Annotated in this window: 16 protein-coding genes; 12 read left to right on the forward strand and 4 right to left on the reverse strand. The window is 57.9% G+C overall.

Features of this window, described 5'->3' with window-relative positions; all coding sequences use genetic code 11:
- Window positions 1–54 precede the first annotated feature (54 nt).
- The 5 genes from ABC336_RS20620 to ABC336_RS20640 all read left to right on the forward strand — a co-directional run bounded on the left by ABC336_RS20620 (window position 55) and on the right by ABC336_RS20640 (window position 6,102).
- Window positions 55–1,605, forward strand: a complete 1,551-nt coding sequence (locus ABC336_RS20620) for an RNA polymerase sigma factor (protein WP_413240441.1) — start codon at window positions 55–57, stop codon at window positions 1,603–1,605.
- A 43-nt stretch (window positions 1,606–1,648) separates the two neighbouring features.
- Complete coding sequence (locus ABC336_RS20625) at window positions 1,649–2,371, forward strand: VOC family protein (protein ID WP_413240442.1); 723 nt, start codon at window positions 1,649–1,651, stop codon at window positions 2,369–2,371.
- Between the two features lie 281 nt (window positions 2,372–2,652).
- Window positions 2,653–3,264, forward strand: a complete 612-nt coding sequence (locus tag ABC336_RS20630) for a DUF47 domain-containing protein (protein ID WP_413240443.1) — start codon at window positions 2,653–2,655, stop codon at window positions 3,262–3,264.
- Window positions 3,265–3,280: 16 nt separating this feature from the next.
- Complete coding sequence (locus ABC336_RS20635) at window positions 3,281–4,285, forward strand: inorganic phosphate transporter (protein WP_413240444.1); 1,005 nt, start codon at window positions 3,281–3,283, stop codon at window positions 4,283–4,285.
- 923 nt (window positions 4,286–5,208) lie between these two features.
- Window positions 5,209–6,102 (forward strand): hypothetical protein, encoded by an 894-nt coding sequence (locus tag ABC336_RS20640; protein ID WP_413240445.1) that lies wholly within the window; start codon window positions 5,209–5,211, stop codon window positions 6,100–6,102.
- 43 nt (window positions 6,103–6,145) lie between these two features.
- Here the strand turns inward: ABC336_RS20640 and ABC336_RS20645 are convergent, their stop codons facing one another.
- Window positions 6,146–6,763, reverse strand: coding sequence for a tyrosine protein kinase (locus ABC336_RS20645; protein WP_413240446.1), 618 nt, complete (start codon window positions 6,761–6,763; stop codon window positions 6,146–6,148).
- Between the two features lie 444 nt (window positions 6,764–7,207).
- On the opposite strand from ABC336_RS20645, the gene ABC336_RS20650 reads away from it, so the two are divergent.
- Window positions 7,208–10,411: a Kelch repeat-containing protein gene (locus tag ABC336_RS20650; protein ID WP_459564712.1), complete on the forward strand. Its 3,204-nt coding sequence runs from the start codon at window positions 7,208–7,210 to the stop codon at window positions 10,409–10,411.
- 138 nt (window positions 10,412–10,549) lie between these two features.
- A complete protein-coding gene (locus tag ABC336_RS20655) occupies window positions 10,550–10,813 on the forward strand; it encodes a hypothetical protein (RefSeq protein ID WP_413240448.1) in 264 nt (87 codons plus the stop codon).
- 385 nt (window positions 10,814–11,198) lie between these two features.
- Here ABC336_RS20655 and ABC336_RS20660 read toward each other — a convergent pair whose 3' ends face one another.
- The 3 genes from ABC336_RS20660 to ABC336_RS20670 all read right to left on the reverse strand — a co-directional run bounded on the left by ABC336_RS20660 (window position 11,199) and on the right by ABC336_RS20670 (window position 13,206).
- Window positions 11,199–11,582, reverse strand: coding sequence for a hypothetical protein (locus ABC336_RS20660; protein ID WP_413240449.1), 384 nt, complete (start codon window positions 11,580–11,582; stop codon window positions 11,199–11,201).
- Between the two features lie 129 nt (window positions 11,583–11,711).
- The gene (locus ABC336_RS20665; protein WP_413240450.1) at window positions 11,712–11,870 is read right to left on the reverse strand and encodes a hypothetical protein; all 159 of its coding nucleotides are present in this window, start codon (window positions 11,868–11,870) and stop codon (window positions 11,712–11,714) included.
- Between the two features lie 55 nt (window positions 11,871–11,925).
- Entirely contained in the window at window positions 11,926–13,206 is a 1,281-nt protein-coding gene (locus ABC336_RS20670; RefSeq protein WP_413240451.1) for a glycoside hydrolase family 125 protein, read from the reverse strand.
- Window positions 13,207–13,571: 365 nt separating this feature from the next.
- Between ABC336_RS20670 and ABC336_RS20675 the strand changes: the two genes are divergently transcribed.
- The 5 genes from ABC336_RS20675 to ABC336_RS20695 all read left to right on the forward strand — a co-directional run bounded on the left by ABC336_RS20675 (window position 13,572) and on the right by ABC336_RS20695 (window position 21,545).
- Window positions 13,572–14,534, forward strand: coding sequence for an ABC transporter permease (locus tag ABC336_RS20675; protein ID WP_413240452.1), 963 nt, complete (start codon window positions 13,572–13,574; stop codon window positions 14,532–14,534).
- A gap of 15 nt (window positions 14,535–14,549) precedes the next feature.
- Complete coding sequence (locus tag ABC336_RS20680) at window positions 14,550–15,461, forward strand: carbohydrate ABC transporter permease (protein ID WP_413240453.1); 912 nt, start codon at window positions 14,550–14,552, stop codon at window positions 15,459–15,461.
- A gap of 239 nt (window positions 15,462–15,700) precedes the next feature.
- Window positions 15,701–17,314: an extracellular solute-binding protein gene (locus tag ABC336_RS20685; protein WP_413240454.1), complete on the forward strand. Its 1,614-nt coding sequence runs from the start codon at window positions 15,701–15,703 to the stop codon at window positions 17,312–17,314.
- 81 nt (window positions 17,315–17,395) lie between these two features.
- On the forward strand, window positions 17,396–20,518 hold the full coding sequence (locus ABC336_RS20690; RefSeq protein WP_413240455.1) for an alpha-mannosidase: 3,123 nt from the start codon (window positions 17,396–17,398) through the stop codon (window positions 20,516–20,518).
- 7 nt (window positions 20,519–20,525) lie between these two features.
- Window positions 20,526–21,545 carry a glycoside hydrolase family 130 protein gene (locus tag ABC336_RS20695; RefSeq protein WP_413240456.1) on the forward strand — a complete coding sequence of 340 codons (1,020 nt, stop codon included), beginning with the start codon at window positions 20,526–20,528 and terminating at the stop codon, window positions 21,543–21,545.
- Window positions 21,546–21,825: the final 280 nt, after the last annotated feature.

Below are 21,825 nucleotides of genomic sequence, written 5' to 3' on the forward strand. Positions count from 1 at the left end.
TTGTTATCCCATGGGTGAGCATTGCAGCAGGTATCAATGCCACAAGGAGGAATCGTGGATCATTCATTGGAATTGAAGGACTTGTTATCACGTATCCGTCAAGGCGACGATGCGGCATATGAGACGATCTTCAACCGGTATCGTGCGGCGGCAATGTCGTGGGCGCAAAGTATCGTCCGCGATCCTTACCTGGCCGACGATATCGTGCAGGAAGCGTTCATCCGCATGAAAGAGAAGCTGCACCAGTTGAAAGACGAACAAAAATTCGCTGCCTGGTTCCGTCTGATGATTCGCCGGATGGCGATCAATTCGATCCGCGGAGGAGAGAGCCGGCGCACGATCGCCATCGAGGAGATGCCCGATCCGGGACCTGCGAATCGCGGCTCGCTCGACGAGATCCGGCAGTGGCATGAACAGGAGGCTAGCACCGAGCTGGTACGCCGCTCGCTAGCCAAGCTGTCCAAGCAGGCGCGGGACGTTCTGTACAACGCCGCCCATGAAGAAGCTACACCGGAACAGCTGGCGGAACGCTATAATATCAAGAAAAGCAATGTCTACAACATCCTCTCCAGAGCCCGGCTCAAAGTGAACGACGAGCGTTTCCGGGAAGAGGTGGCTGCCTATGTGCTGAAACGGGAAATGCATGATCACCCGAGCGCCTGTATGCTGCCGGCGCCGACCTATCCGAAGCCTTATGCCTTTATCTCCGCCATGATCGGCGAAGCGCTGGGCACGGCTGATATTGTAAATTTCACGTATACGGAGCTGATGGGTATATCGGCGGAGGCTTTCCGTATGAATATGCCCGAAAATTGTAATTGGCAGGGGATACTGACATTCGACTGGAGCTATGCGGCTTACCGGACTGTCGAACGGCTCGGCGTGAGCGGAGTGTGCGTCGGTAGACCGCAGCAGACGATGATGACGCCCGACATCCAGCTCCGAATGCTGTCGGTCATCCACGGATCGGTAGATCGGGGTATTCCGGCGGTGATATGGAATCTGGAGCAGAACGAAATGGGCTTTGCCCACGGATACAACGATCGATCGCAGGAGATCCACTACAAGGGATACAACGGAGAAACGCGGATTTACCGTTATGAACAATTGGGACGCCAAGCTGGCGACCGGCCGGTCTTCGTCTTCGGATTGCGAAGAAGGGTGTCGCCGCCTGCCTCCGAAAATACAGTGCTTCGCGCGATCGTCGAACATGCCCGGGGCAAGGAGCCGCCGCTCAAGGGCTATGCCTTCGGTTTGGACGGTTACCGCCTCTGGCTGGCGGGGGCTCGCGGCCGCACGCTTGATCTGAGCGGGCACGCTTACCAGGTCGCGATTCTGGCTGAGGCGCGCGAGCAAGCCGCAGCTTTCCTGGAGCGGTTGGCGGATAGATCCCCCGGTGCAGATCGCAGTAGGCAACTGCTGGCAGCGGCCAATTGCTACAAGCAAGTGAGCAAGTGGTTCGTCCAGCTCTACCCGCGGTTCCCGTTCGGCTATGGCGGCAGCCCCGCGAATCGGTGGCAGGATATCCAGGAGGGGCTGCAAGGGGCAAGGGCTGCGGAAGAAGAAGGCATCGCGCGGATGGAAGCGATCCTCGCCGACTCGTAATGAATGAAATCCCACTATCTATTATCTAAGGAGGAAGTACAACATGTCCCATCCGATCTCGCCTCGCGTGCCGTCCCTATTCGTGCCTGTTCGCGATCTGAAGCTGGCAACCGAATGGTACGCCAATCTACTCGAACGGCACATTGTCCCCAGAGACCACGAGGACGGCATATACATCTTCGACTTCGACGGAACGGAGGTCATCCTCGACAGCAATGCCTGGGGTTCTCCGTCCACGATCATGTTCGATACGAAGGATATTGCTGCCGCTTACGATTTCTGCGCCGGTCAGCAGTACGACACATTAACCGACGTGTTCAGCGATGAGTATATCTCCGTCTTTACCGTCAATTCGAATCTGATGTGTCAGGCGCACCGGCTCCCGGAAACGGCCAAAACGAAACAGGCGCACGCGCTGCTGTCGAAGATCGGTCATATACTGATCCATACCGGTACGTTGAATGAAACGGTGCAGTGGTACGAAACATTGGTCGCGCGAACCGCCGAGCCGGACGCCAGATTCCCCGAGCTCCGGTGCATCCGGATGGAGAAGGGCGCGCACCTGCTCTTTGACGACAACCGGCTATGCGAGTCGGGCAAGCCGATCGGTATCATCGAGACCCCTGACCTGGAAGCGGCTCTGGCTCATGTGCAAGCGAAGGGAGCGACCGTCGCGGGCGGCCTGGAAACCCGGATGGGGGTCCGCTGCTTCGCATTCGGGGATCCCGACGGCAACGAGTTTATCGTGTGCCAGACCGGTGTGTAACGGTGTGCCTGCCTCTGCATCCGCTTGAAGTCGAGTAGGGTAAGACGGGGGAAGGCTCTCCCGGACCCCAATCAAACCGTGTATGCGGGCTTTCTCGCACACGGTTTTTTTGTTCGTTTGGATGGGCAAAATCGCGTTGTTGAATCTCTATGAAAATGGACGAAATATTTTCACAAACCTTTACACACTCTTAACAATTTTGATGTAAAGTATGATAAGATATTCTTCGGCTGAAGAGTAGATGCAAATCAAACCGCAGAGCGGTAAAGGAGTCTTGTAAGGTGAAGAAAAAAAAGAATATTTTTTTCAAGACGTTGGAGGAAATGGCCGATACGATTGTTGAGGCTGCCGAGTATTTTCACCGCCATGTTCCGGATCTGAAGGATCTGAAAGTATTCGCCAAGGAGATGAAGGCCTACGAGTCGAAATGCGACTTGTACGTCCATACGATCCTGACGGAGCTGAACAAGACGTTTATTACGCCGATCGAGCGTGAAGACATCATGGCACTGACGACGTCGCTGGATGATGTACTGGACGGTATCGAGGCGTGCGCATCGCGGTTCGAGATGTACCAGTTCCAGGAAAAGGACGAGTATATCATCCTGTTCGCCGACAATCTGGTCCGCTGTGCACAGCAGATCAAAAAAGCCATCTACTTGCTCACCGATAAAAAATTGCTGGCCATCCGCGAGCCGGCTATTCATATTAACGAACTGGAAAATCAGGCCGATGACCTGCTGCGCGTATGTGTCATGAGCCTATTTGCTAATGTCAAGGACCCGCTGGAGGTCATCAAACGCAAAGAGATCTATGAACGGCTGGAGCAGACGACCGATTGCTGCGAGGATGTCGCCAACACCCTCGAGACGATCGTCATGCGCAACAGCTAAGCGAGGGACCTGACCCATGTTCGATACAGTCTTTATCATCATGTGCGTGGTCGTGTTTCTGGCACTTGCTTTCGATTTCATCAATGGATTTCACGACACGGCCAACGCCATCGCCACTTCGGTGTCGACGCGCGCACTGTCGCCCAGGGTAGCGATCCTGATGGCGGCGGTGATGAACTTTGTCGGCGCACTGACGTTTACCGGCGTGGCCAAGACGATCGGCGGCAGCATCGCCGATCCGACCCTGCTCGCCCACGGGGAGCAGATCGTCATCGCAGCACTTATCGCGGCGATCGCATGGAATCTGATTACCTGGTGGTTCGGCATCCCATCCTCGTCCTCGCACGCGCTGATCGGTGCGCTGGCGGGGGCGGTTATTGGTGCCGAGGGGCTGGGCGGTATTAACGCCTCAGGCTTTACTTCTATTGTACAAGCGTTGATTTTTTCGCCGCTCATCGCATTTACACTCGGCTTTACTTTGATGATGGTGCTCAAGAAGGTGTTTGCGAACCGCAGCCCGCACCAGGTCAACAAGGGCTTCCGTGCGAGCCAGGTCGTCACTGCAGCCTTCCAGGCGTTTACGCATGGGACCAATGATGCGCAGAAGGCGATGGGGATCATCACGTTTGCCCTGGTAGCTGCACAAATGCAGAGTACCGATGAGATCCAACTATGGGTCAAAATCTCTGCTGCTACTGCGATGGCGCTCGGGACCTCGGTCGGCGGCTGGAAGATCATCAAGACGATGGGCACGAAGATCTTCAAGATCGAGCCGATCAACGGCTTTGCCGCAGATATGGGCTCGGCGATGGTGATCCTGACGGCAACGCTGGCGCACTTCCCGGTCAGTACGACGCATACGATCACCTCATCGCTCCTGGGCGTAGGCAGCGCGAAGCGCTTCTCCAGCGTCAAGTGGTCGATGGCCGGCCGGATCGTCATGTCCTGGCTGATCACGATTCCGATCTCGGCCTTCATGGCGGCGGTATTTTTCAAGGTCATCGAGTGGATCTGGCTGTAAATAAGATTAGTTGTGTGAGGCTCGTTCGGCTGCGCTTATGGCGCGGTTGGACGCGCCTTTTTGGGTGTGGGGCGGCTTACAGTGGGCGGGGCGGAGGCGAGTAGCGGCAGAAAGGGTCGTTGGAAGGAGAGCAAAGGCAGGGCGGAGGCGAGTAGCGGCAGAAAGGGTCGTTGGAAGGAGAGTGAAGGCAGGACGGAGGCGAGTAGCGGCAGAAAGGGTCGTTGGAAGGAGAGTGAAGGCGGGGCGGAGGCGAGTAGCGTCAGAAAGGGTCGTTGGAAGGAGAGTGAAGGCAGGACGGAGGCGAGTAGCGGCAGAAAGGGTCGTTGGAAGGAGAGCAAAGGCGGGGCGGAGGCGAGTAGCGGCAGAAAGGGTCGTTGGAAGGAGAGTGAAGGCAGGGCGGAGGCGAGTAGCGGCAGAAAGGGTCGTTGGAAGGAGAGCAAAGGCGGGGCGGAGGCGAGTAGCGGCAGAAAGGGTCGTTGGAAGGAGAGTGAAGGCAGGGCGGAGGCGAGTAGCGGCAGAAAGGGTCGTTGGAAGGAGAGCAAAGGCGGGGCGGAGGCGAGTAGCGGCAGAAAGGGTCGTTGGAAGGAGAGTGAAGGCAGGACGGAGGCGAGTAGCGGCAGAAAGGGTCGTTGGAAGGAGAGTGAAGGCAGGACGGAGGCGAGTAGCGGCAGAAAGGGTCGTTGGAAGGAGAGTGAAGGCAGGGCGGAGGCGAGTAGCGGCAGAAAGGGTCGTTGGAGAGTGACTTTAGGTGACAAGTCTAGTAGATTTACTTAAAATAGTTGATAAGAATAACCTATTTTAGTAATATATACTTAAAGTGCATGTTCAAAAAGGTCGGTGTTCAGCACCGAGAAGGCCCACGGCGGGAGGAAATGAGGAGCGGTCCACGTTTTCGTAGAAAACGACTTCGGAAGCACGGCTACGTGAGCACCTATGCGGAACCTTACGAAGCTAGTTTCCTGCGGAAACTCTCATCCGACTGCATTCAAGATTCGATGTCGAATTACCTCCTGAGTCACTTCGTGATGGGCAGCGGACTTTTTGAACAACCTCTTAAAATACTTAAAAACTCGCGCGTGAAGCACATGCTGCCTGTCTCTTCGGAGATATGCGGCATTTTTGTGTTTCCGACGCTTTATGGAGGTAGAGCGGTGGATCAATTTGAAGAGGCTTATAATCAGTTTCTAAACGAGCAGAAAAGCAAAGCAACCGGGGCAAGACTTGAACGCCTTGAGAAGATAGGTGCCGGTGAGAGGCTATTGTTAAGAGTACTTTGGCAAGTGTTTAAATCGTTTGATGGATTCCAACTGGAGTATGAAATTATGGGTGTGACCGGGGCTAAGTTGTATATCGACGTTTACTACGAACCGCTTGGCATAGCGTTTGAGTGCGATGGATTTGTGGTTCATGCGGAGCTTATCACCAGGGACAGGTTCATGTTTGAACGTATGCGTATAAGAAGTATGGCGATGAAGGGCATTGTCTATGTTCCCTTTGGTTACGATGAGCTGGAGAAGAAGCCAGATGCCTGCCGCAGATGCGTTTACCAGATAGCGGGTAGTCTAAACAGTTCTACGGATTACATGGCGCTTCGGGTTCAAGAAAGAGAAATGTTGCGTTATGCACTGAAACTTACACGTAAATTTAACGCTCGAGATGTTGCTCAATGTTTAAGGTATGGTGAAAGAGCGAGCAGAGAGATGCTGCACAGCCTAGTGAAGAAGCAGCTAATACGTCCTTATCGAGCTGGGAATCAAAGACACCATTATTATGTACTAACCAGTCATGGGCACGAAATCCTTCAGCATTTGCGATAGATCAATAGTAATAGTTAGTATAAATCCCACACCAAACGCCGCCCTAACGAGGGCGGCGTTTGCGCGGGCGTGGCTGTTGCTGCTGCGGTGGGCGGCGGCGGCCGCCGGGTCTTGCGCCGCCTGCGGCTCCGGATGGACGACGGCGGCGGCGTCTGCGGCGGGGCGGACGCCACTCGGTATCTTCTTCGGCGGTCTGGGCAACCGCGCCTTTCTTGCCGCCGAAGGAGCCCATGAGCAGCTTCACCATCGGCGCCATCTGCTGGACGCCGGCGACGACCTTTTGCACTTTGCCCATGGTGCCGATGATGCCATCGATGCCGCCCATCCGGTCGACGACACCCTTGAGTTCACCGAGGCCGCCGATGATGCCGCCGAGCTTGGATGAGGAGCCGCTGCTGCTGGGAGCGACGGTCGTCACCGGTTCCGCGACGGGAACGACCGCCGGCATGAATACGGGTGAAGCGCCGGGCGGCATCTCCGAAGGCGAGGGTCCAAATGGCGTCACTGCCCTCGGAGCATGAGCGGGTGCTCCAGCTCTTGGCACGCTGCCCGAGGCCCCTGCCTGCACTGGCGTACCTGGCAAGCCGCGATGGACATGGGATGGATTGCCCGACGGCTGCGATGTTGCTCTCTGATGATAAAGATCAGAGCGATAAGTCACACGAATCACAACCCTTACTGATTGGAGTACGGCATTCGCCGTGTCTGCTTAAATTCTAAGCGTTTATTTATTTGACATTTAGCTTAGAATTCTCCGGATTGAAACTTGCAACGCCCGAGAAGGCGTTAGCCGTTTCACCTTGGTATTACTCTATGTAGGAGCCCAACTCGCGGATTGGACGGATGCCCGGGTTGCGGCAAGATTGGGCGGTTTGGAAGAGGTGGGGTGTGGCAGGCAAAGGGGCGGGACGGAGAGCTAATGGCCATTGTTCAGAAATTGTTCAGAGCAGGGTGATATACTATGCATTTGAAATCGCCTACATAATCCGACACGTGAAAAGGAGAGATTTTATTGCGTCTATATCGAACGCTAATAGCCGGGCTGATCGCTCTGGTGCTTGCATTTCCGGCGACAAGTTTTGCTGATCAAGCGTTTCCTTGGCTAGTGCCAGAGTTCCCGAATTTTCCTGAACCATTAACTTTATCTGCTACAGCAACTGACGATAGCTCTTTACTCGTTCCTTTATATTATGTTGCCGGTGGTGTTGATAAAAACAATAACATTTCCAAAGATTTCTGGACATTGCAAGTGAACAAATGGGAAAAACTCCCTGACCTCCCGAGACCCTTGCATTCCTTTTCACTGCTTCCGTTAGATGGAAAGCTATATATTGTGGGAGGAAGATATGGAAGCCAGCCGACTCAGGTTTCTGATGAGGTATGGGAATATGATCGAACAAATACTGCTACGCCATGGAAACAAAAAGCGTCAATTCCCGATGACGGAAGTGGAGGTCGGGATAGCTATAATGCTGCGGTTATCGATGACAAGATTTACATTTTCGGCGGCCGCGGTATTGGATATATGCCATCTAATACCATTATGTCCTTCGATCCTAAAGAAAATGAATGGGAGCGGAAGCAAGCTACTGTCGATGCGCATATGTTATACCGCGCTTCCGCAGTCAGCGGAGGGAAAGTCTACTTTTTCGGCGGCGAATTACTATCTGGTGCGGGGTCAAATGCCAAATCCAGTGTGGTAAGTGTCTATGATCCTAAGTCTGACACCTATGAAGATCTTACGATTCAAACACAGGCCAACTGGACAGCGAGATCCAAAGTTTCGGCAACGGCTTTGACGGATGGGCGAATTCTCCTAATCGGCGGTCTGGAGGAGGGCGGTCCGACAAATGCGGTCACGATTTATAACCCAATTAAAAATACGATGGCAGCAGCCTTTGACCTGCCAGTCGCATTACACAGTGCCTACACCTTCACACAGAAAGCTGGTCAAGACATCATCATCTTAACTGGAGGCGTCAACGGGTCGGAGGATTACACGACTAACGTCTACGCCACTGGTTTCATACCTCAGCAATTTTTGGATCTGAACCAGGTGGGCATCGATGTCGCCCGTGGCGAGCTGACGAATACGACAACTGCGATGCAGTATAGTTTGGAGGGCGGGGCGAGTGGTACCTGGTCTAATGCTGTTGCAAACAACACCCCGGTAACATTCGAACCAGGCATGGAAATAAGCGTGCGCGAAGCAGCTGATCATTCGCATATTCGCACAGTGGGCACTATTGCTCCTCCGGCAGATGCACCAACTGTGACAGCCGACACAAGTGCTGGCCTGATTGCAGTGAAGCTGAACGGAGCGACAACAGAGATGGAATATAGCCTGCTTGGTGGAGTTTCGGATTGGATCCCGGTGTCGGCTGCAATCGCTGACGGTACGGAAACAATCGATGCCAGCGGTGAGAACCATGACCTGCGCGTACGCATCGCAGTGACCGCTGCCGCGCTGCCGTCCCACGCCACTGATAAGCTCAATGTACTGGTACCGGCGGGTCCGCTGGATCTAAGCCAAGTCGGCATAGATGTGGCCAATGATGTACTGACCAACACGGCTACAGAGATGGAATACAGTCTGAACGGCGGTGTGGATTGGGCGCTGGCGGAGGGGGGCCAAACTGTGGTCGACTTCCAGCCAGGAATGATCTACGTTCGCGAAGCAGCAGATCCATTGAATAATCGCCATGTGGCCACCATTGCACCTCCGGGAGCAGCACCAGCAGTAACAGCGGACACGAGCGCGGGGCTGGATGCGGTGAAGCTGATCGGCGCCACCTCGGATATGGACTACACGGTGAACGGGACAAAATGGCACCGGTTGACCCCAGCGATGGCGGGAGGGGAGGACACGATTGATGCCAGCGGGGAGAACGATGTGCTGCAAGTACGTCACGGAGCCACTGCTGCGGCGCTGCCGTCCCACCCAACCGGCAAGCTGAACGTAAGGCATGTCCCAACTCCGCCAGTTAATAATGGCTACTATCCGATCTATGAGGCGCCTCAAACGCCTGAGACACCTGGGCAGGGCGGAGGGAACAACGTCGATATCTATGTCGACGGCGTTAAGCAAGATAGCCTCGCGACGGCAAGAGCGGAACAAGCAGAAGGACGCACAGTGACTACCGTCTCCGTCGATACGGACAAGGTGCTGACAAAACTGCAGGAACAAGAGAGCAAGGTCATCACGATCCCTGTCACGGCAACGGAAGGGGACATCATCACCGAGCTGAGCGCGCCATTGTTCCAAGCTCTGGTGGAGCAGCAGGTACAGATCGAGCTGGTGACGGATCGGGCAAGCTATACGCTGCCAGCTGAACTGATCGATCTGGATGAAGCGGCGCGCACGCTGGACGCGGCAAATGGCGAGAGTGATCTGACTATCGCTATCCGCGTAGCTGCAGCTGATCAAGCGACAATCGGAGGAGTGGAAGCAGCCGCAATGCGGAATCAGCAGACGCTTATCACCCAGCCGATAGCGTTCCAAGTCACAATAAGTTCTGGCGAGAAATCGTTGGAGATCACCGAGTTTGCCAAGTATGTGGAACGTTCGATCGCATTGGCCGAGGACGTGGATTCCTCACGCATCACGACAGGCGTCGTCCTGGGTGAAGACGGAGAGCTGTACCATGTGCCGACCACGATAAGGATGAAAGACGGCAAGTACTATGCACATATCAAAAGTCTGTCCAACAGCGTCTATGCTGTCGTGTGGAATCCGGAGGAGTTCACAGACCTTGAGCAGCACTGGAGCCGTGAAGAGGCGACCGACATGGCTGCCCGCATGATCGTTCCGGGGCTGACTGAGACGGCATTTGCTCCGCATGAGAAAGTTGCGCGCGCCGAGTTTGCCGTGATGACCGTACGGGCGCTCGGACTGCAGCCTGCCGGCCCTGGCGAGCCACTGTGGACGGATATGTCGGCGGCAGATCGGTGGGAAGCGGATCTCCGCACAGCGCATGCCTACGGGATTGCCCGGGGCGATGAGAAAGGTTCGTTCCATCCGCACCAGACGATCACTCGTGCCGAGGCATCGTCGATCCTCGCCCGGGCGCTGGAAGTCGCCGGTCTCGAGGGATCAGTGAGTTCAGCAGAGGCGGCTACTCTGCTCGCCAGCTTCAAGGATGGCGGCGAGGTTGACGGATGGGCTGCCGGGCACATCGGTGCAGCGATCCAGGCAGGCATCCTCCATGGGGACAACGACATGATCCGTCCCTTGCAGGAAGTAAACCGCGCCCAAGCGGCGGCGATGCTGCGCAGACTCTTGGTCGCTGCCGAACTGATCAACGACTAATCGATGAAGCAATATAGCAACAACGCAAAAAGCTGCCAGGCTTAGAAGCTTGGCAGCTTTTTGCGTTGTCCGGATACGGGATCATTCGAGTCTGGCGAGAGTAGGAGTGGTGTTGCCAGGTCGTACCGGGGGATACCGGTGAAAGAGCGCAACGGCAAAACTGCCGCTCCAGCGGCAGAAAGGGTCGTTGCAGGAGCGCGCAACGGCAAAACTGCCGCTCCAGCGGCAGAAAGGGTCGTTGCAGGTGCGCGCAACGGCGAAACCGCCGCTTCAGCGGCAGAAAGGGTCGCTGCAGTAGTGCGCAGCGCCGGAACCGCCGCTTCAGCGGCAGAAAGGGTCGCTGCAAGTAGTGCGCAGCGCCGGAACCGCCGCTTCAGCGGCAGAAAGGGTCGCTGCAAGTAGTGCGCAGCGCCGGAACCGCCGCTCCAGCGGCAGAAAGGGTCGCTGCAAGTAGTGCGCAGCGCCGGAACTGCCGCTCCAGCGGCAGAAAGGGTCGCTGCAAGTAGTACGCAGCGCCGGAACCGCCGCTTCAGCGGCAGAAAGGGTCGCTGCAAGTAGTGCGCAGCGCCGGAACCGCCGCCCCAGCGGCAGAAAGGGTCGCTGCAAGTAGTGCGCAGCGCCGGAACCGCCGCTTCAGCGGCAGAAAGGGTCGCTGCAAGTGAGCGCAGCGCCGGAACCGCCGCCCCAGCGGCAGAAAGGGTCGCTGCAAGTAGTGCGCAGCGCCGGAACCGCCGCTTCAGCGGCAGAAAGGGTCGCTGCAGTAGTGCGCAGCGCCGGAACCGCCGCTTCAGCGGCAGAAAGGGTCGCTGCAGTAGTGCGCAGCGCCGGAACCGCCGCCCCAGCGGCAGAAAGGGTCGCTGCAAGTAGTGCGCAGCGCCGGAACCGCCGCTTCAGCGGCAGAAAGGGTCGCTGCAGTAGTGCGCAGCGCCGGAACCGCCGCTTCAGCGGCAGAAAGGGTCGCTGCAGTAGTGCGCAGCGCCGGAACCGCCGCTTCAGCGGCAGAAAGGGTCGCTGCAGTAGTGCGCAGCGCCGGAACCGCCGCTTCAGCGGCAGAAAGGGTCGCTGCAGTAGTGCGCAGCGCCGGAACCGCCGCTTCAGCGGCAGAAAGGGTCGCTGCAAGTAGTGCGCAGCGCCGGAACCGCCGCTCCAGCGGCAGAAAGGGTCGCTGCAAGTAGTGCGCAGCGCCGGAACCGCCGCTTCAGCGGCAGAAAGGGTCGCTGCAGTAGTGCGCAGCGCCGGAACCGCCGCTCCAGCGGCAGAAAGGGTCGCTGCAGTAGTGCGCAGCGCCGGAACCGCCGCTTCAGCGGCAGAAAGGGTCGCTGCAGTAGTGCGCAGCGCCGGAACCGCCGCCCCAGCGGCAGAAAGGGTCGCTGCAGGTGAGCGCAGCGCCGAATCCGCCGCCCCAGCGACACCGACACCACCCCAGCTGCCGTTCCGCCGCCGGAGCTAACGCTGCCAACGCCGCTCCGCTCCTACACCTGCCAATGCCGGTTATTTCGCATCCCTCTCATCCCCTACACCAAGCCCCGGTCCATCGCCTTGACGATGAGGGTGGCGAACAGACTGTTGGACCAAGCGAACCACGGCCGTGTGTAGACCGCCGGGTTGTCGGGATGGAAGCCCTCGTGCATGTAGCCGGTGTCGGCGTCGGTATTCACCAGCATGTCGATGAGCTCGCGGATCTCTTCGTCGTCGTCCGAGGTGATGCCCTGCATGGAGAGCGCCATATGCCAGACGTAACCGCCCGGCGTGTGCGGGCTGCCGATGCCGCGGGCATGCTTGCCCTCGAAGTAGAACGGGTTGTCGAAGCTGAGCGCGAACCGCCGCGTGTTCTGGTAGACCGGATCGTCGGTGCCGACATAGCCGATATACGGGATCGAGATGAGACCCGGCGTGCCAGCGTCATCCATGAGGCAGTAGTTGCCGAAGCCGTCGGTCTCGTAAGCGTAGATCGGCCCGTACTTCGGATGGTTGACGATGCCGTAGGCGCGGATGCCGAAGTCGATCTCCTGGCGCAGCTTCTCGGCGCGCACGGCGAGCCGCTCGTCCTTGTAGATGTCGCGGGCGATCTCGACGATATGCCGGAGCACCACGACAGCGAACATGTTGTTCGGGATATTGTAGCCGAAGAGGCAGGCGTCGTCGCTCGGACGGAAGCCGGACCAGGTCATCCCGGTATAGTTGACAGGCATGCCGCGGCCTTCATTTTGCAGCGTCTCGGTCTCCTGATGGGTATCACGGATAAAATGGTACGGCGAACGCTCCATATGGCGCTGCTCGGTGATCATCAGATCCACGGCAGAGGTCATGGCCCGGTAGCAGATGTCGGTGAAGACGTCCGTATCGCCCGTCGTTTTCCAATAGTCATGCAGCAGCTGGAAGGGGAAACAGAGCGAGTCGAGCTCGTACTTGCGCTCCCACATCCACGGAGTCAGGTTGCAATCGTCGGATGCGCGGTAGTGGGCGTCGCTGGCCGTTTCATTAAAGGCATTGGTATACGGATCGATCATCAGGTAGAACATCTGCCGGGCGATCAGGCCGCTGATAATGCGCTGGAGCTCGGGATCTTCAGCGGCCAGCGGCAGGTAATGCCGCACTTGCTCGGTCGAGTCGCGCAGCCACATCGCCGGGATGTCGCCGGTGAAGACGAAGGTCGTGCCATCCCCCAGCAGCTTCGTCGTCGTCTCGAGGGTGTTGGGGAACGTGTTGCGGAACAGTCGCTGGAGCTTCGGTCGGTGGGCGAGCCGCTCATCGGCCTGGTCCAGATAGCGGGTTACGGAAGCAGGTACTTTCATTAGATAAGGAACCTCCTGAATGGGTGTAATCGGTCTCAAGACAGGGTGGCATACCCGGCGGCAAAGCACAATATGTTTCATTTGTTTCATCAATGGCATGTTCATAATCTACACATTTGGCAGTCTGCAATGACCATCTGCGAACCTCGCAGCCGCCGCCGGATGTGCTGTTAAGCCTGCTGTGACGGGCTTTTTTGCATGACAATGCACATTCGACATATTTACGGAGCCCATCCGCAACACCTACAATGTGACCTATGAGTTGGAGCGAGACGGATATGAATACGCTTGCTTGCATAAGGCATCAGCCACAGTCCTCAGGGCACTTGCATAGAGGCTGAGCCAGGGAAAGGAGACGGTACGATTTGAAAGCAAGTCATGAGTTGACGCCTCAGTCGCCTGCCAAGCCGGGACGCGAGAAGCAGACATCCTGGCGCAGAAGGATCATGCACAACTGGGAGCTGTATCTGTTTATCGCACCGTGCATGCTGTACTTCCTCATCTTTCATTATTTGCCGATGTACGGAGTGCAGATCGCCTTCAAAAACTTCCAGCCAGCCAGAGGCATCACCGGCAGTCCGTGGGTCGGGTTCGATCATTTTGAACGCTTCTTCAATTCCTATTACTTCTGGGATCTGCTATGGAATACGCTGAGCATCAGTCTGTACGAGCTGGCTGTCGGATTCCCGCTGCCGATTATTCTGGCGCTGGCATTCAATGAGATTCGCAACGGATTTTTCAAGAAGAGCGTGCAAACGATTACGTATGCGCCTCATTTTATCTCGATCGTCGTCATGGCGGGTATGATCATCACCTTCCTGAGTCCGTCCTCGGGCATCCTGATCCGCATGATCGAGTGGGTCGGTCTGCAGCCAGCCAATTTCCTGGAGGATCCGGCCTGGTTCAAGACGGTCTATGTCCTCTCGGGCGTGTGGCAAAGCGCGGGCTGGGGGACGATCATCTACCTGGCCGCACTCTCGGGGGTCGATCCGCAGCTGCATGAAGCCGCCATTGTCGACGGCGCGAGCCGCTTCAAACGGGTGCTGCATATCAACATTCCGACGATCATCCCGACGATCTCGATTCTGTTGATCCTCAATGTGGGCAACATCCTCGGCGTCGGCTACGAGAAGATCTTATTGCTGCAAAATTCGCTGAACATGGAATCCTCCGATGTCATATCGACCTTTGTCTACAGGGCGGGCCTGGTGAACAATCAGCTCAGCTTCTCCACGGCGGTAGGCTTGTTCAACTCCGTGGTCAACGCGATCCTGCTCATAACGGTCAACCGCATCGCCAAAAAGACCAGCGACAACAGTCTGTGGTAAAAGGAGGTCACATCTATGGTATCGGCAATTAAAGAATCCAAAGGGGACAAGCTGTTCCTTGTCTTCATCTATCTCTTCCTGACGGCGGCGCTGATCGTCGTGCTCTACCCGCTGATCTATATGCTCAGCGCATCGGTCAGTACGCCCCGCTATGTCAATTCCGGCGAGATGTGGCTGCTGCCCAAGGGGTTTACGCTGGAAGGCTTCAAGCTCGTACTGGATAACGCGAAAATATGGATGGGTTACCGGAATACGATCCTCTATACGGTCGTCGGTACGCTGATTAACCTGGCGGTTACCTTGCCGGCGGCTTATGCGCTCAGCCGCAAAGACTTCTACGGCCGCCAGCTGTTCATGATCCTGATCCTGATCACCATGTTCTTCAACGGCGGTCTGGTACCGACGTATCTGGTCGTCCGGGATCTCGGCCTGATCAATACGATGTGGGCGCTGATTCTGCCGGTATCCGCTACGGTGTGGAACATCATCGTCGCCCGGACCTTCTTCCATTCGACGATTCCGAAGGAGCTCCAGGAGGCGGCGCATATCGACGGCTGTACCAACCTGCGGCTCTTCATCAAGATCGTGCTGCCGCTGTCGGCGCCGATCATCGCGGTCATGGCGTTGTTCTACGGCGTCATGCACTGGAACAGCTACTTCTCGGCCCTGATCTATCTCAACGACGAGAGCAAATTCCCGTTGCAGATGATCCTGCGCCAGATCCTGGTCCTCCAGGAAGCGACGGCGGAGACGACCGGCGGCAGTATGACGGCCGACATGGCTGCGATCGCATCTTCCAAGGCGGAGCTCGCCTCGATGGTCAAGTATGCCGTCATTATCGTCTCGACCTTGCCGATCATCGCCGTCTACCCGTTCCTGCAGCGCTACTTCGTGCAGGGCGTCATGATCGGATCTGTCAAAGGCTAATCGCAGGCCGGCGTCCCGCTGCGGACGCCGGCAACAGCCGGGCGCTTCAAGGCGGTGTCTTCAGGGAGACCGTCACCGCCCACACGCTAATAATCGAAGAACGGCCTCTTTTCCGGTATAGAATTAAAGCGATTGCAAAAAGCGATTGCAAGATATTACCGTGTGGGCCGGAAAGGAAACGCCGCCACGCTTCGTTTATTATAAGTAGTAACAGCTTGATCAAAAGAGGAGGATCACGTATGAAAAGAGTAAAAAAAGGACTGGGACTGGTACTTGCAGGCGCCATGATCGCCGGAGCACTGTCCGCATGCAGCTCGTCAGAGACAAACAACCCGGGCAACGAGCCGAGCGCAGCTGCAGATCTAGTGAACGCGGAGGGCTTCCCGGTCGTCAACGAACCGCTAACGCTGACCATGATGGGGCCGGATGTCGGTATCCAAAACTGGGATCAGATGCTGCTGTTTGAAGAGATGGAGAAACTGACAGGCATCACCATGGAATTCCAAAACGCGCCTAAGGATGGCTTCGAGACGAAGAAAAATCTCGTCTTCTCCAGCGGCAGTTATCCTGATATCTTCTATGCGGCGGGACTGACGCCTGCCGAACAGATGAACTACGGCGAGCAGGGCATCCTGCTGCCGCTCGAAGATCTGATCGAGACGCATGCGCCGAATGTAAAAGCGATCCTGGACGAGAACCCGGATATCCGCAAGTCGATCACCGCGCCGGACGGCCACATCTATGCGCTGCCGGTCATCGAGTTCAACCAGCCTTGGTACCGCAACCCGCTGTGGTATAACGGCGAATTCCTGGAAGCGCTCGGCATCGACAAGCTGCCTGAGACGACTGAAGAGCTGTACACGTATCTGAAACGCGTCAAGGAAGAGGATCCGAACGGCAATGGCGAGGCGGACGAAATCCCGCTCTCCTCGGCATCTCCTAACAATAGCCTGCGCGATATCCGCACCTGGCTGCTGGGCGCCTTCGGCATCTATGAAGAAGAGATCTATGTCGACGACAATGAAGTCGTCCGCTATACCCCGATCGAAGAGGGATACAAGGAATATCTGACGTACCTGAACCGTCTGTGGAACGACGGGCTGCTCGATCGCGAGAGCTTCTCGCAAACGGCGGAGCAACGCGAAGCCAAGGCGCGCAACAACCAGCTCGGCCTGTTCTCGGCATGGACCGCGTTCCAGATGATGGGCGAAGAGCCGAACACCGACGATCCGATGTTCCTGCCGGTGAAGAGCGATATGGTAGACAAGCCGGCGATCGCCAAGAACAAAGGCATCAATACCGGCGCATTTGCCATCTCCAATACGAATCCGTCGCCTGAAGCTTCGCTGCGCTGGATCGACCACGCTTACTCCGTGGAAGGCGCTACGATGTTCAACAAAGGGCCTGAGGGCGTACTGTGGCAATATACGGACAAAGAGAACCATGTGAAGGAATACCTGCCGGTACCGGACGGCGGCGACCGTGAGGAATACCGTTCCAAAATCACGCCAAACTACGGCATCCCGGCACCGACGATCAACCTGCCGGAGATCGACAAAGGCTTGCTCGGTGAAGTCGATGACTGGGTGGCCAACGAGACCAAAACGAAGCTGCTGGACAATGGCGCCCGCATCCCGTTCCCTGTCTTGTTCCTGACGCCGGAAGAGCAATCTGAAGTGACGATGATGACCTCCGACCTCAACACCTATGTTCGCCAGATGGAAGCCAAGTTCGTGACAGGCGCTGAGCCGCTGACGAACTGGGATAACTATGTTGACACCATCAAGAAAATGGGCGGCGACCGCATGGCCGAGATTCATCAAGCGGCGTACGACCGCTGGAAGAACAGCTAAGTTAAAGTTATAGCACGAGAACTCTCCGAGGGCATCTGCCGCCCGGAGAGTTTTCTTGCCGTACAAAAAGGAGGCCATCGCATGAAGCGTATGACGCGATTTATCCGATTCCTGGAGCGCGGTCAGTGGGCGGACAAGCAGCCGATCGAGCGCTGGACGATCCGCGAGACCCGCTACATCGCTCAGGGGGAATATGAAGATACCGCCGGGGGCGCGAGAGAGAGCACAACCGAGCGGCTGACGGGAGGACCCGGGACGACCTACTTCCTCAGCCGCACGTTGGAACTGCCAGGCGACTGGCCGCAGCAGGACACGGCGCTGTTATATATCGGCACCGGGGAAGGGCTGCTCTCCATCGACGGCTCGCCGTACCACGGTCTGGACCGCAATCACTGGCTGGTGCCGCTGCCGGAGGCCGAGGCGGGCAGGCTGCAGCTCGATATCGAGCTGTATGATCCGCTTCCCGAGCCTGTCGATCCGCTCAACAACCAGGCACCGGTCCGGCCGTCGATGCAGGGAGCGGAGTTCGCGCTCGTGCGCATCAACCGGCCGGTCTACAGCCTGCTGCATACCGTGAGGATGGTACACGAATCGGCGGCGCTGCTGCCGGAGGCCGATATGCGCCGCATCCGGCTGGAGCGGGCGCTGGAGCGGACGATGGACGTGCTGTATCCGCAAGCGGAGCAGCTGAGCGATGCCGCGCGCGTGTCGGCGGCGGAGCACGAGCTGCGCGAGGCTGCGCTGCAGGAGCAGGGGCTTATCGGAGCAGGCGGCATCATGCATATGGTCGGCCAGTCGCATATCGACGTCGCCTGGCTGTGGCCGCTCAAGGAAACGATGCGCAAGGTCGGCCGTACGTTCTCGACGGTGTGCACCCTAATGGACCGCTATCCCGACTTCACCTATTCGCAAAGCCAGCCGCAGCTGTACGCCTACGTCAAGGCGTATTATCCCGAGCTGTACGAGCGCATCAAGGCGCGGATCGCGGAAGGCCGCTGGGAGCTTGTCGGCGGCATGTGGGTCGAGCCCGACCTGAACATCCCTTCAGGCGAATCGCTGGTGCGGCAGATTCTGTACGGTCAGCGCTTCTACGAGCAGGAGTTCGGCAAGCGTTCGACAATCGAGTGGCTGCCGGACACATTTGGCTATTGTGCGTCGCTGCCGCAGCTGCTGAAGCAGGCCGGCATCGAGCATTTCATGACGAGCAAGCTGGGCTGGAACGACACCAATGTGTTCCCGCACACGCTGTTCCAGTGGGTCGGCATCGATGGCACGTCCGTCGTCGCTTATCAGAACCACGGGCTCAATGAGCATACGAAGCCGATCGATGTCCAGCAGCATTGGGAGGCGTATGCCACCAAAGACAAGCATGACGAGCTGATGCTGCTGTACGGCCATGGCGACGGCGGGGGCGGGGTCACGCACGAGATGCTGGAGAATATCGACCGCGCGGAGCTGATGATTGGCCAGCCTTCATCCCGTCTCTCGACGGCCGGGGCTTTCTTCGCAGGGATCGACCGCGAGCAGCCGGAGCTGCCGACCTGGCACGGCGACCTCTATCTGGAGCTGCACCGGGGCACCCTGACTACGCATGCGTACAACAAGCGCAGCAACCGCCAGGCGGAGCAGCTGTACCGCCGGGCGGAGATCTGGAGCCGGTTTGCAGAGCTGGGCGGCGCGCCGGTCGCAGCGTTGGCGGGACTGCAGGAAGGCTGGGAGCTGCTGCTGCTGGGCCAGTTCCATGACATCATCCCCGGCACGTCGATTCCCGAGGTGTACGTCACCTCCCGCGAGCAGTATGAGCGGCTGTTCCAGCTGGGACAGGCGGTGCTGGAGCAGGGACTGCAGGCGCTCACGGCAGAGATGAACACGGCGGGCGAAGGTACGCCATATGCGGTCTTCAACAGCCTGGGCTGGGAGCGGACCGGCACGGTGCTGATCGAGGCGGACGGCGCGCAGCCAGCTGCGGAATTCTGGGACGACGAGGGCCGGCTGGCCAGCGATGTCTGGTCGATCGACGAAGTCTCCGGCCGGATCACCTGGGCGGTTCAGGCGAGAGCGGTGCCGGCCTTCGGCTGCCGGATCGTCTGGCTGCGTCAGACGGCGGAGTCGTCTGTGTCCGCAGCGGCTCCAGGATCAGAACTCCGGGATACGTGGGAGACCGACCACTGGCTGCTGAGCTTCAATGATCGCGGCGAGATCACCGGCTGGCTGGACAAGCGTGCGGGCCGCGAGCTGATCCCGGCGGGACAGCGGGCCAATGAGCTGCAGCTGTTCCATGACGTCCCGGTCGAATGGGATGCCTGGGATCTGGATCCCCGGTTCGAGCAGCAGCCGGCCGGTCAGGCCGAGCTGCTGGAGCGGTCGGTGGTCATCCAGGGCGAGGCGCTGGACAGGCTGCGGTTCCATTGGCGCATCGGCCGCTCCACGGTGGAGCAGGAGCTGGTGTTCTACAAGCATACCGGACGCGTGGACTTCATCACGAAGGCCGACTGGCGGGAGGATCACAAAGCGCTCAAGGTGGCGTTCCCGGTCGACATCCTGGCTACCCAGGCGACCTACGAGATTCCCTTCGGCTCGCTGGCACGCCCCACGCACCGCAACACGACCTGGGAGCAGGCGCAGTTCGAGGTGTGCGGACACCGCTTCGCCGACCTGTCGGAGAACGGCTATGGCGTCAGTCTGCTCAACGACTGCAAATACGGCTACGACATCCATGACGGCGTGATGCGGCTGACGCTGCTCCGGGCGCCTTCATGGCCGGACAAGGAAGCTGACCGCGGCGAGCATACGTTTACGTATTCGCTCTATCCGCATGCCGGCGACTGGCGTCAAGCCGGGGTTGTCCGCGAGGCGGCGGAGCTCAATGAGCCGCTGCAGGCGGTCGCTACTGATGCCCATGCGGGCATCCGTGGTACGTCGCATGGCTGGCTGTCTTTTGCAAGTAGGCATGTCCTGCTCGATACGATCAAGAAAGCCGAGGACGGCAGCGGCACTATCGTCCGGATGTACGAGTCCGGCGGCGGCCGCGACACGGCGGTGCTGCAGGATTTACCGTCATCGGTGCGCATCACCGAAGTCAATCTGCTGGAAGATGAGACTGGTGAGCTGCATACAGTGGACGGCCAGCTGACGCTTCATTTCAAACCTTATCAAGTCCGAACCATCAAAATTACAGATGCTGCTGCAGCACAGGAGGAATAGAAACCCTATGAAAATCACCAGACATCCAGAAAATCCGATCGTCGTTCCCGGCGAATACGAATGGCGCAAAGCGACGGTCTTCAACCCTGCCGTCATCATCGATAATGACAAGTTCTATATGATCGAGCGGACTGCGGGCTCGCTGACGCCGTGCAAAAACTTCCTCGGCCTGCTGGAGAGCGAAGACGGCGTACACTTCACGCATGTGAAGGATGAGCCGGTGCTGACGCCGGATGAGCTCGGCTTCCCGTACGGCAGCGTGCAGGATCCGCGCGTCGTCAAGATCGACGGCACGTTCTACATGAACTACGCGCTGCGCCCGTGCGCGATGAGCTACTACCCGACCAACACCGGCGTCCCGGAGCGCTCGATCCCCGAGTATCCGGACGGCTGGGGCGAAGAGCCGGGCCACTGGCTGACCCGTTCCTCGATCGTCAAGTCGGACAACCTGATCGACTGGGAGTTCGTGGCGGATACGACCGAGCTGGACATCAACGACCGCGACAACATCCTGTTCCCGGAGAAGGTGGGCGGCAAGTACGTCCTGCTGCGCCGTCCGGAGGAGTATGTCGGCAAGGAATACGGCACGGAGAAAGCAGCGATGTGGATCACCTATTCCGAGGATCTGATCAACTGGGAGGAGCCGAAGCTGCTGGCCAAGGCGGAGAACATGTCCTGGGAATCCCGCAAGATCGGCGGTTCGACGCCGCCCGTCAAGACCGACAAAGGCTGGCTCGTGCTGTACCATGGCGTAGACGATCAGGTCGTCTACCGTGTGGGTGCGTTGCTGCTGGATCTGGAGAACCCGGAGAAGATCATCGCCCGGACGCACAACTTCATCATGGAGCCGGAGACGTACTATGAGAAGTTCGGCTACCAGATCCCGAACGTCATCTTCCCGACCGGCAATGTGGTCAAGGACGGCCTGCTGTACATCTACTACGGCGTCACCGACACGGCGATCGCCTTGGCAACTGTGCCGCTGGACGAGCTGGTCGAGTACATTTTGAACGAGCCTCAGGCGTAAGTCTGAAAAGAGCCTAAGGCGTAAGAGAGCGTGTGTAATTGTGCGGGGCCTGCGAGCGTGATCTTGCGGGCTTTTTCTAGTTGGGGAGCGTCAGGGGCGGGAAAGTGGGACTGTAGGTATAGAAAATAGCACTACAGCTGGGCCCACGCCGAAAATTGGAGTTGTAAGTATAGGTAGGCTTTTGGTCTGCATGAGATAGCGGCAGAAAGGGTCGTTGGAGCAGCGTGGACGGTTGGTTGAGGGGTGTTAGCGGCAGAAAGGGTCGTTGGAGCAGCGTGGA

This window comes from Paenibacillus jepli (assembly GCF_047238105.1).
Lineage (GTDB): Bacteria > Bacillota > Bacilli > Paenibacillales > Paenibacillaceae > Paenibacillus_D.